Origin of the sequence: Nocardia vulneris (genome assembly GCF_001613425.1) — a bacterium.
GTDB lineage: Bacteria > Actinomycetota > Actinomycetes > Mycobacteriales > Mycobacteriaceae > Nocardia > Nocardia vulneris.
On sequence record NZ_BDCI01000023.1, the window covers coordinates 500,844 to 513,803 of the forward strand.

Annotated in this window: 14 protein-coding genes; 11 read left to right on the plus strand and 3 right to left on the minus strand. The window is 63.4% G+C overall.

Features of this window, described 5'->3' with window-relative positions; genetic code table 11:
* Entirely contained in the window at nucleotides 1-1,149 is a 1,149-nt protein-coding gene (locus NVU01S_RS26595) for an MAB_1171c family putative transporter (RefSeq protein WP_043664422.1), read from the plus strand.
* On the opposite strand, the gene NVU01S_RS26600 is transcribed toward NVU01S_RS26595, so the two are convergent.
* Both NVU01S_RS26600 and NVU01S_RS26605 read right to left on the minus strand, forming a co-directional pair.
* On the minus strand, nucleotides 1,139-3,178 hold the full coding sequence (locus NVU01S_RS26600) for a M13 family metallopeptidase (RefSeq protein WP_043664420.1): 2,040 nt from the start codon (nucleotides 3,176-3,178) through the stop codon (nucleotides 1,139-1,141). The two genes, NVU01S_RS26595 and NVU01S_RS26600, sit on opposite strands and share 11 nt — an antisense overlap.
* 95 nt (nucleotides 3,179-3,273) lie before the next feature.
* Nucleotides 3,274-5,331, minus strand: a complete 2,058-nt coding sequence (locus NVU01S_RS26605) for a M13 family metallopeptidase (protein ID WP_082031821.1) — start codon at nucleotides 5,329-5,331, stop codon at nucleotides 3,274-3,276.
* Nucleotides 5,332-5,656: 325 nt separating this feature from the next.
* Between NVU01S_RS26605 and rplN the strand changes: the two genes are divergently transcribed.
* Genes rplN through NVU01S_RS26625 form a run of 4 tightly spaced genes read left to right on the plus strand, consistent with a single transcriptional unit; the run spans nucleotide 5,657 to nucleotide 7,103 of the window.
* On the plus strand, nucleotides 5,657-6,025 hold the full coding sequence (rplN, locus tag NVU01S_RS26610) for a 50S ribosomal protein L14 (protein ID WP_014981702.1): 369 nt from the start codon (nucleotides 5,657-5,659) through the stop codon (nucleotides 6,023-6,025).
* 2 nt (nucleotides 6,026-6,027) lie between these two features.
* Nucleotides 6,028-6,345: a 50S ribosomal protein L24 gene (gene rplX, locus NVU01S_RS26615; RefSeq protein ID WP_014981703.1), complete on the plus strand. Its 318-nt coding sequence runs from the start codon at nucleotides 6,028-6,030 to the stop codon at nucleotides 6,343-6,345.
* 1 nt (nucleotide 6,346) lies between these two features.
* Nucleotides 6,347-6,913: a 50S ribosomal protein L5 gene (gene rplE, locus NVU01S_RS26620; RefSeq protein WP_014981704.1), complete on the plus strand. Its 567-nt coding sequence runs from the start codon at nucleotides 6,347-6,349 to the stop codon at nucleotides 6,911-6,913.
* 4 nt (nucleotides 6,914-6,917) lie between these two features.
* Complete coding sequence (locus NVU01S_RS26625; protein ID WP_014981705.1) at nucleotides 6,918-7,103, plus strand: type Z 30S ribosomal protein S14; 186 nt, start codon at nucleotides 6,918-6,920, stop codon at nucleotides 7,101-7,103.
* A 96-nt stretch (nucleotides 7,104-7,199) separates the two neighbouring features.
* Here NVU01S_RS26625 and NVU01S_RS26630 read toward each other — a convergent pair whose 3' ends face one another.
* On the minus strand, nucleotides 7,200-7,853 hold the full coding sequence (locus NVU01S_RS26630; protein WP_052280175.1) for a Uma2 family endonuclease: 654 nt from the start codon (nucleotides 7,851-7,853) through the stop codon (nucleotides 7,200-7,202).
* A gap of 173 nt (nucleotides 7,854-8,026) precedes the next feature.
* Here NVU01S_RS26630 and NVU01S_RS26635 point away from each other — a divergent pair, with 173 nt between their 5' ends.
* From NVU01S_RS26635 to NVU01S_RS26655, 6 genes are all read left to right on the plus strand, one after another.
* A complete protein-coding gene (locus tag NVU01S_RS26635; RefSeq protein ID WP_043664415.1) occupies nucleotides 8,027-8,338 on the plus strand; it encodes a WXG100 family type VII secretion target in 312 nt (103 codons plus the stop codon).
* A gap of 15 nt (nucleotides 8,339-8,353) precedes the next feature.
* Nucleotides 8,354-8,656, plus strand: a complete 303-nt coding sequence (locus tag NVU01S_RS26640; protein ID WP_043664414.1) for a WXG100 family type VII secretion target — start codon at nucleotides 8,354-8,356, stop codon at nucleotides 8,654-8,656.
* Entirely contained in the window at nucleotides 8,653-10,002 is a 1,350-nt protein-coding gene (locus tag NVU01S_RS26645) for a WXG100-like domain-containing protein (RefSeq protein WP_043664412.1), read from the plus strand. The genes NVU01S_RS26640 and NVU01S_RS26645 overlap by 4 nt, the downstream gene beginning before the upstream one ends.
* Nucleotides 10,003-10,347 carry a hypothetical protein gene (locus tag NVU01S_RS43580; RefSeq protein ID WP_156161416.1) on the plus strand — a complete coding sequence of 115 codons (345 nt, stop codon included), beginning with the start codon at nucleotides 10,003-10,005 and terminating at the stop codon, nucleotides 10,345-10,347.
* A gap of 79 nt (nucleotides 10,348-10,426) precedes the next feature.
* On the plus strand, nucleotides 10,427-10,870 hold the full coding sequence (locus NVU01S_RS43585; protein ID WP_156161415.1) for an SMI1/KNR4 family protein: 444 nt from the start codon (nucleotides 10,427-10,429) through the stop codon (nucleotides 10,868-10,870).
* Between the two features lie 717 nt (nucleotides 10,871-11,587).
* Complete coding sequence (locus NVU01S_RS26655; RefSeq protein ID WP_043664410.1) at nucleotides 11,588-11,941, plus strand: DUF6086 family protein; 354 nt, start codon at nucleotides 11,588-11,590, stop codon at nucleotides 11,939-11,941.
* Nucleotides 11,942-12,960: the final 1,019 nt, after the last annotated feature.

A 12,960-nucleotide genomic window follows, 5' to 3' on the forward strand; every position in this document is an offset into this window, starting at 1 on the left:
ATGCACGCCGCCCCACCCGCATTCATCGCGATCGTCGTCGTGCTGGGTGCGCTGGTGGTCGGGGGCCGATGGGTGCTCGTGCACGACACGATCGCCGATCGGTTGATAAACCATGCGCTGAGTTGGGATCTCGGTTCGCTGCTCGGGTATGTGTCGGCCGCCGGGCTCGGCTATCCGGAGTTCGGCCAGCGGGTGTTCTTCGCCGTGGGCATGCTGGGCCTGTCCTACTGCTTCGGGTTCACGATGCTGCTCAACGGTGCCGACCCGCGCACGGTGCGGAGCCGTCAGCGTAACTACAACGTCTGCGCGGCGATCACCGGAATCGTCTGGCTGGTCTGTGCGGCGGTCGAGGCGGCGGGGGTGCCGCTGCATCGGGCGCTCGACTGGGAAGGCGCGCTGTGGGGCGTGGTCGGCGTGGCCGTGGCGGGGATCGGCCTGCTGCTCGTGCGGGCCTGCCTGCGGGAGCTCCGCAGCGATGGTCCGGCCCGGCACGAGAAGCTCACCTACCTGGCGTTGCTGACCTTCGGCGCGTATTGCGTCGGCACCTCGCTCGATTCGGCGCTGCGAGCCGCGGCGGGCACGTCGTCGGGGGCGCCGCGACCGCTGCTGGTGATCGGCACTTTCCTCGCCGCGCTCGCGCTGATCTCGCTGGTCGCGATCCCGTTGATCCATGCACTGCTGCGCCGGGCCGAGTGGGACCGGACCGGCCGCCACTGCCGCCGGTTACGACCCCTGTGGCGGGACCTGACGGCGGCGGTGCCCGAGGTGGTGCTGCACGCGGCGGGTTTCGATCAGCAGGACTCCGCGTCCCGGCTGTACCGGATGACCGTCGAGATCGGCGATGCCCTCATGCATTTGAAATACTTTGCCCCCGTAGCCGATTCCGGTCATTCGGACCCCATGCACGGCTGCGCGATGCGCATCGCCGCGGCCGTCGACCTGAAACGCCGAGGCGCGCCGGGCACGAATCACGTTCCCGGCCCGCCCATTCTGCCGCCCGCCGACGATCGCGCCACCAATCTCGCGAACCTGCTCGCGCTGTCCCGCGCATGGCCGCGGGCGCGCGGCGCAAACACACCCGAACGGCGGGCGTCGCGCAAGCCCGGGAAATGGCTGTCGTACTTCGAGCCGGCGCGACTCAGAAAGTGACGCGCTGGTCCGGCGGCAGGAACAGTTTGTCCGTCTCTTTCACGTCGAAAGCGGTGTAGAACTCCGCCAGGTTGCGCACGACCTGGTTGCAGCGGAATTCGGCAGGGGAGTGGGTGTCGGTGGCCAGGTACCGGACCGTGAGTTCTTTGGTCTGCTTTTCCCGCCAACTGCGCGCCCAGGACAGGAACATGGTCCGATAGTCGGGATTCTCGACCCCGCGCCGTTTTTCCGACATGCGGAAGGCGGCCAGCGTGATCTGCAGTCCGCGCAGGTCGGCGAGGTTCTCACCGACGGTGAGCTCCCCGTTGATGTGCTGGCTCGGGTCCAGGCCCTCGGGCACCAGGGCGTTGTACTGATCGATGAGCTGTTTGCTCTTCGCGTCGAACTTCGCCCGATCCTCCGGCGTCCACCAGTCGCGCCGGTTGCCGTCGCCGTCGTATTTCGAGCCCTGATCGTCGAATCCGTGACCGATCTCGTGGCCGATCGTCGCACCCACCGCACCGAAGTTGACCGCCGACTGCGCATCCTTGTCGAAGAACGGCGGCTGCAGATAAGCGGCGGGGAACACGATCTGGTTCGAGGTCGCCTGGTAGTAGGCGTTCACCGTCTGCGGCGACATGCCCCACTCGGTCTTGTCGACCGGCCCGCCGAGCCGGGCGAACGCGCGCTTGCTCTCGAAAGTGTTGATGGCGAGCAGTGATTCGATCAGCTTGCCCTTGGTGATCTTCAGCTGCGAGTAGTCGACCCACTTGTCCGGGTAACCGATCTTGGGATCGATCTTGTCCAGCTTCGCCAGCGACGCCTTCCTGGTCTCCGGCGACATCCACGAGGAGTTGGTGAAATTGTCCCGGTACGCGGCGATCACGTCGTCGAGCATTTCCTTCGCGCGCTGCTTCGCCTCGGGCGGAAAGTGCTTGTCCACATACACTTTGCCGAGCTGCTCGCCGAGATGTTCGTTGACGATCCCCACGCCGTACTTCCAGCGCTCGGGCCGCTCGTCCTGACCGTTGAGCACCTTGCCCTTGAACTCGAAGTTCGCGTCGTTCACGGCTTTCGGCAGATACGGCGCGTAATTGCGCAGCACGCTCAGCTTCAAGAAGTCACGCCACGTGGGGATGTCGACCTCGGTCCACAGCTGTCCCGCGGCCGTGATGAACGACGGCTGGGCCACGATCATCGTCGCGAACAGCTCACGCGGCCGGTCGGTGTTCCCGGCCATCCACGGATCCCAGTCGAAACCCGGTGCGAGAGCGGTCATCTCGGCCCAGCTGAACACGTTGTAGGTGGCATCGGCATCTCGGTTGCGCACGTTGTCCCAGTGCGCGGGCGCGATGCGCTTCTCCAGATCGAACACCCGCTGCGCCATCCCCGCCGGATCGGGGAAACCCGCTCCCGCACAGATACGTTCGAGGAACACCCGGTACTGCGCGAGCACCTCGGCATGCTCGGGCTTGCGGAAATACTGCTCACCGAGGCCGAGCCCGGACTGCCCGACCGAGGGCACGTAGGCGTTCGAGTTCTTCCGGTCGATGCTGATCCCGATGCCGATCAACCCGCTGATCGGCAGCTCCGCCATCACCTTGGCCAGGTCGGCCTTCGTCGCCGCCTTGTCGACCTTGTCGAACAGCTCGGCCAGCGGGCTCATGCCGAGCCGTTCGATCTCGTCCCAGTCCACCCGCGCGTCGTACAGGTCGCGGATCTGCTGCTCCTCCGAACCCTGCTTCGGATCGGAGATGCCGTCGATGATCTCGCGCAACTGCTGTTCGGTGCGCTCGGCGGCCTCGCTCGTCGAACCGAAAGCGGGCTTGTCCGGCGGCAACTGGTACTCGCGCAGCCACTTCCCGTTGACGTGCCGGTACAGGTCGTCCTGCGGCCGGATCGCCTCGTCCGCGCCGCCCAGATCGACACCGGTGAGCGTCTTGCTCGTCTGCGAGGTGTCGCTCGAGCAGGAAGCCAACGCGGCCGCGGCCGGCACCAGGCCGAGCGCGATCAGGAACGCACGGCGGTCCAGCTGTCCGAGACGTGTCACGAGGATTCCTCTCCCGATGCGGCCCGCCGCATCCTCGTCAGGCCCAACTTGTTCGCCCGAGGCTACCTGCCTCGGGCGCTACCCGGCTTTCCATCTCAGAGGCTGACGCGTTGGTCCGGTGCCAGGAACAGCTTGTCGGCCTCGGTGACGCCGAAGGTGGTGTAGAACTCCGCGATATTGCGGACCACCTGATTGGCGCGGAACTCGTTGGGCGCGTGCACGTCCTTGATGAGCAGGATCTCCTGGTACTGCTTGGTGGCGCGCTGTCGCCAGATCCGGGCCCAGGCCAGGAACACCGTTTTGACGTCGGGTTCCGTGCCGTCGCGCCGGGCCGCGGCGCGATACGCGGCCAGGGCGATCTGCAATCCGCGCAGGTCGGCCAGGTTCTCGCCGACCGTCAGCGCACCGTTGACGTGCTTGCCCGGGTCGAGGCCCTGCGGCACCAGGGCGTCGTACTGACCGATCAGCTGCCGGGTCTTCGCCTCGAACTTCGCCGTGTCCTCGGCGGTCCACCAGTCGCGCCGGTTGCCGTCGCCGTCGTACTTGGCGCCCTGATCATCGAAACCGTGCCCGATCTCGTGGCCGATCACCGCGCCGATACCGCCGAAGTTGACCGCGGCCACCGCGTCGGCGTCGAAGAACGGCGATTGCAGGATCGCGGCGGGGAAGGTGATCTGGTTGGCGTTCGGGTCGTACATGGCGTTCACCGTCTGCGGCGGGAAGCCCCATTCTGTCTTGTCCACCGGGGTGCCGAGTTTGGCGAACGCGCGCTTGACCTCGAAAGTGTGTGCGGCCCTGATAGATTCGATCAACTTGCCCTTGGTGATCCGCAGTCCGGTGTAGTCGATCCAGCGATCCGGATAGCCGATCTTGGCGACTATCTTGTCCAGCTTGGCGATCGCGGCCTGCTTCGTCTGCGGCGACATCCACGAGGAGTCGGTGAAATTCTGCCGATACGCGTCCATCAGATCGGCGACCAACGCCTTGGCGCGGTCTTTCGCCGCCGCCGGAAAGTGCTCGGCCACATACAGTTTGCCGAACGGTTCGCCGAGATACCGGTTGACTGTGGCGAGTCCCTCGCGCCACGGCTCCGGGCGCTGGTCCAGGCCCTGCAATGCCTTGCCGGTGAATTCGAAGGCAGGGTCCGCGACCGCCTCGGGCAGGTACTGCGCGAATTCCTTGACCACACTCACGCGCAGGTATTCCCGCCACTGCGCGATATCGACCTCGGCCCACAACTGGCCCGCCGCGGTAAGGAACGACGGCTGCCGGACCACCACCTTGTCGAAGAGCTGCTTCGGCCGGTCGGTGTTGCCCGCCAGCCATGGATCCCAATCGAATTGCGGTGCGAGACCGGTCATCTCGGTCCAGCCGAGCAGGTTGTAGGTGGTGTCGGGATCGCGGTCACGCACGCTGTCCCAATAGCCCGCGGCGATTTTGGTCTCCAGATCGAACACCCTTTGCGCGGTACCCGCGGGATCGGCCAGGCCCGCGCCTGCCGCGATGCGCTCCAGATAGGTCCGGTACGCCGCCATCTGCTCGGCGTACTCGGGCTTGCGGTAGTACTGCTCGTCCAGATTGCCGTCGATGCCGGACTGACTCAGCTGCGCGATGTAGGCGCCCGAGTTCTTCTGATCGACCACGACCTGCAGGCCGATCAGTCCGTCGATCGGCAGCGCGCCCATCACCCGGGCCAGGTCCGGCTTGGTCGCCGCTCCCTCGATCGCGGCGAGCAGGTCCGCGATCGGCGTCGTGCCGAGCCGCTCGATCTCGGCGCGCTCGAGCCTGGCGTCGTAGAGATCGCGGACCTGCTGTTCGGTGGAGCCGGCGCGCGGCTCGGAGATGCCCTCGACGATGCCGCGCAACTGCTGCTCGGTGCGATCGTTCGCCTCGTCGAACGCGCCGAACGAGGACTTGTCCGGCGGCAATTGATACTGCTGCAACCAGAGGCCGTTCACCGTGCGGTAGAGATCGTCCTGCGCGCGGATCGCCGGATCCGCGCCGGCCAGGTCCACGCCGGTGAGTTCGACCTTCGACCCCGCCGACCGCTGGGTGCACGCGGTCAGCGCCGCGACGGCGGGTATCGCACCCAGGGCGGCGAGGAAAACACGGCGATCGATGCGACGCGGGCGAGCAGGCGAGTTCAAGGGCATCCTCTTTCGGTACGGTCGAGCCGAATGGTGCGTCTCCTTATTGATCTTGCTCGGTTCGAGGGTAGCCGCGGATCGTGACTCGCCCCGGTGCCCGGGCGGGCCGCGCGGCGTGATCTGTGACCCCGATTTGGGCCGGACCTGCGCGGCCGCCTACACTAGACCGGTTGCCTGCGGGAGCTATGCCCGCAATCCGGCAGTGAACCCCCAGTGGTCGGGTCGCAAGATCCATCGAAACCGCTGGCAGGCGCGCGTCCGGAGGGCAACGGACCATGCCCGTCGGGTCGGCAATCCGGCGTGCGTATACATCCAGGTCAAGGAGGCTGAAGTGATTCAGCAGGAGTCGCGACTGCGCGTCGCCGACAACACGGGCGCGAAGGAAATCCTTTGCATCCGCGTTCTCGGTGGTTCGTCGCGTCGCTATGCCGGTATCGGCGACATCATCGTCGCCACCGTGAAGGACGCCATCCCCGGCGGCAACGTCAAGCGGGGTGACGTGGTCAAGGCCGTCGTCGTGCGCACCGTCAAGGAGCGTCGTCGTCCGGATGGCTCGTACATCAAGTTCGACGAGAACGCGGCCGTGCTGATCAAGGCGGACAACGACCCGCGTGGTACCCGCATCTTCGGCCCGGTCGGCCGCGAGCTGCGCGACAAGAAGTTCATGAAGATCGTCTCGCTGGCGCCGGAGGTGCTCTGACCATGAAGGTGCACAAGGGCGACACCGTGCTCGTCATCTCGGGTAAGGACAAGGGCGCGAAGGGCAAGGTCATCCAGGCCTACCCGACGCAGAACCGGGTCCTCGTCGAGGGCGTGAACCGGATCAAGAAGCACGTCGCGAACTCCGCCAACCAGCGCGGCGCCTCCTCGGGCGGCATCGTGACCCAGGAAGCCCCGATCCACGTTTCCAACGTGATGGTCGTCGATTCCGATGGCAAGCCGACCCGCGTCGGCTACCGGACCGACGAAGAGAGCGGCAAGCGGGTCCGGATCTCCCGTAACAACGGGAAGGACATCTGACATGACGACAACTGAGAACAAGGTTCAGCCCCGGCTGAAGCAGCGCTACCGCGCGGAGATCAAGGACGCGCTGAACAGCGAGTTCGACTACGCCAACGTGATGCAGATCCCGGGCGTCGTCAAGGTCGTCGTGAACATGGGTGTCGGCGACGCCGCCCGCGACGCGAAGCTGATCAACGGCGCGGTCAAGGACCTCGAGCTGATCACCGGCCAGAAGCCCGAGATCCGCAAGGCCACCAAGTCGATCGCGCAGTTCAAGCTGCGTGAAGGCATGCCGATCGGCGCGAAGGTCACCCTGCGCGGCGACCGCATGTGGGAGTTCCTGGATCGCCTGGTCTCCATCGCGCTGCCGCGTATCCGCGACTTCCGCGGCCTGTCGCCGAAGCAGTTCGACGGCAACGGCAACTACACGTTCGGCCTGAGCGAGCAGTCGATGTTCCACGAGATCGACGTGGACTCCATCGACCGCCCGCGCGGCATGGACATCACCGTGGTGACCACCGCGACCAACAACGAAGAAGGCCGCGCGCTGCTCAAGCACCTCGGCTTCCCGTTCAAGGAGAACTGAGCCCATGGCTAAGAAAGCACTGGTCAACAAGGCCAACGCCAAGCCGAAGTTCGCGGTCCGCGCGTACACCCGCTGCCAGCGGTGCGGCCGTCCGCATGCCGTCTACCGCAAGTTCGGCCTCTGCCGCGTGTGCCTGCGTGAAATGGCGCACCGCGGTGAGCTCCCGGGCGTCCACAAGAGCTCCTGGTGAGCCCGCGCTCCACGTGAGCGCACCCCACTGAACACCCGCAAAGGCACGGTCTCCCGAGACCGTGCCTTTCGGCGTTTCCAGAAGCGTTGCCTGAGTTCAGAACTCGAGTTCGGACCAGGAGATGCGGATAGGGAAGGGGTAGTCGGCGGTGATCGCGTCCGAATCTTTCGGGGTCCACTTGCCTGTGAGGAGATAGTTGGCGGGGTACAGCGGATGGACACCCTCCGGGAGGTCGCCGGGGTTGGTCTCCAAGGCGAATGCTCGAATCATGGCGATCGCACTCTTCTCGCGCTCCAGTGTCACCTCCCAGTACCAGGGGATGCCCGCCTTCGCGTACCGCGCCTTCTTCTCGTCGATATCGGTCTGTGTATTCGACGGTGAAAGTACTTCTCCTGCCAAGAGGACGTCGTCGGCTCGGACATCCTGATAAGGGGCGGGCAGACATCGATGTACCAAGAAGTCCGGTGTGACGAAGTCGGACTTTCCAGAGGTACCGAAGAAAATATTCGTTTCGGTATGAACCCGCCAGCACCGCTGCGGATTCGCACCCATGTCCTCCTTGGCGCAGCGCCGGAGGCCGCTCCACAGCAGATTGGTGAACTCCTGGTGCTCGGCCGGTCCCCGCCGCACCCAAACCACCCGCCCGTCCCACAGCTCGATCTGCCGAGCGATCTCTTCGGGGAGTTGTTCGAGCTCCTCCCAGGTCATGCGTTCAGGGAGGTCAGGCCGTTCGGTGCGCGGGCTCGCCATGAGCCCATGGTAGTCGCGTCTGACCAGGCCAGGAGGAGGAAGACGGGAGGCGGCAGCCCCTACGCCGCCGAGGTTTCACGACGTCCGATTCTCTTGGAACCAGTGGCGCCGCCGGCGCGTCATAGTAGATACAGAATGCCCCCTGAGTCACCGACGAGAGGAGCACACCAGGCATGACAGATCCAGCTGCACTGTCAGTCGAGCCTGAAGAGGTGAAGGCACTAGGGCGTATTGCGTATCAGATCGCGGACGAACTGCAGGCCGGGTATTCGTCGCTGGTCACCGACACGAAAGCCACGATCGATAGCTGGGCGGGTAACAACGCGGGGGCCTTTACCGCTGCCTGGGACGAGTTCCATGAGGGCGCGGACCAGGTGTGGGATGCACTGTTCGAGCTGGCGGAGAAGCTGGGAGTCACCGCGGAGTCCCTTCGCGCGACCGATCAGTCGTTCGCGGCCGGTGTCAGCTCCTTGGATCTGCCGTGAGCGCGGGTGAGTCCGATGAGTGCTGATACGCCGGCCTTCTCGGTCGAACTCGACAAACTCGAAGAGCTCGCGGCGCGGATGCGCGGCTACAAGGCGGCAGTCACCGATCGTCTGGCCGAGCTCGAGGCGAAAGCCAAAGAGGTAGAAGGCGTTTGGGTCGGTGGCGCGGCTGTGGCCTACACCGAAGCGCACCGCGAGTGGGTCGCGGGTGTCACCGATATGCAGGACGGGCTTGCCGCTCTGGAAGCTGCCCTGAAGACGGCCCACGAGAGCTACACCAACGCCGCAACCCAGACCCGACGGATCCTCGGCATATGACCGAGAAGTTGGAGGTGGATCCCAAGGTCTACTACCAGGCCGCCGCCAACTGTTTCGACGCGGCCGCTGCCCTGAACGACAGCTTCAAGTATGTTTTCGGCGAGCTGAACAGCTGCGGTCATATGGCGGGGCGGGACGAAGACGGCCGCGCGTGGGGAGCCTCGTACGACGAATCTGCCCGCGACGCCGTCGCGTTCTTCGATCAGACCTTCGCGACGCTCCGCGCATACGGCACGGCCCTCAATGATCTCGGGTTCGAACATGCGAAATCCGATGCCGCGTTGAAAGGCACAGCACAGCCGGAGAGACCGCAGGACCAGGCCTCGACAGTGACTTTCGGCCCGTACGCGCTTCCTGCGTCAGCCGCCGGTGGAGCCCCGCAAGGTCTCTTGAAGGCGTCCGTCGAAGTGCTCGACGCCATCAATTGCCCACTCCCGGACGGCAACACCGACACATTGGCCAAGGCAGCCGACGCCTGGGATCGCCTCGGCAGGATCTACCAGAACACCAATGCCAAAGACAAAATCACCATCGCCGCAAGTCTTTTCGATGGCGTGACTTCGCAGGACGCCGTCCAGGTCCGGGAGGATCTGAAGACACTCGAAACCTCCATCGGCGCGCTACTCGACACGTGTAAGGCGATCAGCAAGACCTGCCTCGACTACAAGGAGTCGATCGAAGAGCTCCGCAAAGAGATCAAAGGCTTCATCGACGCCATCATCCAAGAAGCCGCGATCGACATGGCGATCACCGTCATCGCCACCTGCCTCACCGGCGTCGGCGGCCTGATCGCCGGCGCGAAAGCCGTAGAGTCGGCCCGCCGCTGGTCCATAAAAATCAAAGCCGCCGTCACCGCCTGGCGAGCACGCAAAGCCCTCCAGCTCAAGGGCCTCGCCGACGACGCGAAGACTGTGCTCGCGAAAGGGAAGCAGGCGGTCAAGGATCTCCACGACCGGTTAGGAGTAAAGCGTGGCAACGAGGTCGGCGCCACGACTGTTCAGAGGCCAAAAGCATTGGTCGACGACAAGAAATTCGACTATCTCTTTGGTCGGGCAGCTGAAGACCCACACAATACTCCCAGGTCAATACAGAATCTATCGCAGTTGAACCGTGTCGGTGTCTTCGACAACCCGGCTGGTAGAGATCTGCTCACCCGGCATTTCGACGAAGTGGTGCAAACGGACAACAATATCGCTAGAGTATTTTCTAACAAGTATGGAGAATTTGAAGTGCGCGAGTCGCTGCTTGTCGGACCCAATGGTATCTTGAAGTTAGAAACAACGTGGCAATCAACACCGGAAGGCTTGCGCTTGACTACTGTGATTCCCAAGGGTGGAGGGACTTAGATGTCTGGTAATGAATTCATCGAGCCGGAAGATTCGGATTTCCTGGAGGTCTTCGGAGCAGAGCGTGAAGCTATCGACGGAGAGGTGGCCGCCTTTTCTGTAAATATCGTTTCCGATAGCCGAAATAGCGTAGCGTTGTCCTACGATGTCATCGGTCGTTCCGCTCGGGTCAGGTGGACGCAGGATTCTGTGCTGCTTGTCGACATCTTCCGAGAGCAGGTGAATCGTATTTCTGTCGATAAGGCCGGAGTTCTTCGAATATCGACAGAAGGGGATGATCTGACCGGAGAGTTGACGGTCGAGATTTACCCGGTACGGATCAGTGACAGGCTACTGGTTCGTTGAACTCGAATTGGTTAATGTATTATCTACGGCTGTCAGTGTATGGGGGCCTGTGATAATTCGGGGAGAAGGTGAAGCTTTCATGAGGGCTTTGTGTCGGGATCTCGTGGAGTCAGGCTTCGCAAAGGCTGGAGAGATAGTGGGTTGCACGGCCGATGAGGTCGCGGAAGTTGTTGCCATGGCTCCCGGTGCGTTTCCCGTTCCTGATGAATATCTCGCGTTTCTCGCGGTGTTGGGCAAATCTGCTGGTACTTTCTTTGTGGGTACCGATTTATTCTATCCGGCACTGCTCGAGGCAAACGAAGCGGCGGTGGATATAAATAGCGGTCCGGGGGAAGATTTGTCCTTGAGTGATCGATTCTTTTTCGGGCATCACAAAGGTTATAAAGTGTACTTCTTCGAGCGAAACTCGGAAGCGGTGTATACATATCAGGAGGGGCATCCCGAAGTGCAACGGCTGGCAGGCTCGCTGCTGGAGTTCCTGCGGCAGGCATTCGAAATCCAGCGGAACCTGCGCGGCGGGTAAATGCAGTACGGTTTCATGAGCCGGGAAGGAGGAAGAAGGGATGTAGGACAGTGGTTTATTCAGCCGACGGAGTCGGACTTCCTCATGGCATTCGCTGCAGAGCTTAAACTTGTTCCAGGCGAATCAGGATCTCGATGAGGGGGTCTGGTTCGGCGGGGGAGTTGAGGATCTAAGTCTATCCCGTGCGAATTTTCGATACCCTGCTGTCGGTATAACTACGGATAGGTAAGCCTTTGATACGGGACTATGCGGATTTTCCGAATCTGGCTGGTATTTATCTTGAGGACAGCTACGTGATCGATATTCTCGAGAGTCGATCCGAGGTCCGGTTCGTGCTGGAAGCCGTGCTGACGCCTGGACATCCCTGCTATCGAGCGCCTGCGCCTGGTGAGGAACATGCTTACCTCGACGGCGACCTTGTGTTTTGTGGTGTACAGAGGGTCGAGTGGCTTGACCGGTCAGCGGTACGTGGATGCTGCTGGCGCCGCGGATTTGGGTAACATCGACTCGTTGACAAGTCGGGGCGGTGTGTACTCGGTGATCGGTGACTGGGGGAGTGTACGGATTCGCAGCAAAGTCGACCCGGAGTTCAAGGCTCGTGCGGATACCTGAGTTTTCGGCGGTTCTGTGTGTATCCACTCATGGGGCTAGTTCCGCAACAGACGAAGTTGTCTCAGGTAATGCAGGGTTGATGTCGACGCCTCAGCGGGCTCTCCGATGAGTTATGTTTTCGAAATTTGCGATGAGACGGTCTGGAGTCCGTCGTTGCAGGTTGGGGACTTGTACGTGCGGATGCTGGGGGAGGTGGCATCAGTTCTGGGGGTGCCTGCTGGGCTCAGTGCGGTGGCGTCCGATATGTGGAGCATCGATATCGAGGTTTTCGGTGAACTCGTGAATTCGATGCACGAAATGTATTTCGGGAGTAGTCACCAGGTACTCAGGGCATTGATTGGGGGTGTCTTGGCGCCATCTCTGGTGATCCTGGAGCGTGGTGGGCTCGGTATTCCTGCCCGCACCGAAGAGGAACGGGAGTTTCACGACAGGGCGCGCAGACTATCGATGGCTCGTTGACCACGCGTCGGGGCTCGCAGTGTTGGTCGGTTGATCACCAGGTAATGGTGGTGGCATCGGCCGAGAGGCTTCCACCACCATTACCTGGTGATCGCCTGTCCAGTGTGCAGAGCGGGTGAGATGCGCAGATGCATGTGGATGCTGCGGGGTGCGGCGAACTTGCCGTCGAGGGGCGGGTGGTCATGCGCGGGGGCGCGCATGCCTGCGAAGGTGACGGCGAGTTTTGCCGCCTAGCCAGCGTGCCGCAGCAGCGCTGGTCGCTGATGCCGCGAAGGTGACGGCGAGTTTGTCGCCGGGGCCGCGGATGGTCATGCGCGGGGAGTGGATGCCTGCGAAGGTGCCGGCGAGTTTTGCGGCCGAGCCTGCCTAGTCCGCCGAGCCCGCCGTGGCAGCAGTGGTCACTGATGCCGCGAAGGTGACGGCGAGTTTGTCGCCGAGGCGGCGGATGGTCATGCGCGGGGAGTGGATGCCTGCGAAGGTGCCGGCGAGTTCTGCGGCCGAGCCCGCCTAGTCCGCCGAGTCCGCCGAGCCCGCCGTGGCAGCAGTGGTCACTGATGCCGCGAAGGTGACGGCGAGTTTGTCGCCGAGGCGGCGGATGATCTTCCGCGGGGAGTGGATGCCTGCGAAGGTGACGGCGAGTTTTGCGGCCGAGCCCGCCGAGTCCGCCGAGTCCGCCGTGGCAGCGGTGGTCGCTGATGCCGCGAAGGTGACGGCGAGTCGCCGACCCCATCTAGCTCGCCGCGGCAGCGCTGGTCGCTGATGTCGCGAAGGTGACGGTGAGTATTGTCGCCGAGGCGGTGGGTGGTCACGCGCAGGGGCGTGGGTGCCTGCGAAGGTGACGGCCAGTTTTGTTGCGAGGCCGCGGTCGTCGCGGATTCCGCGGAGGGCGACGGTGAGTGTGTCGCGCAGCGGCAGCTGCACAAGCCGGCGGCGCTACCGCGAAATGTTGCGAGGGCTCGCGAACTATTGCGGATGCGGCGAGGGCTCACCAGCCAATGGGAGACGCATCTAAGGGCTCG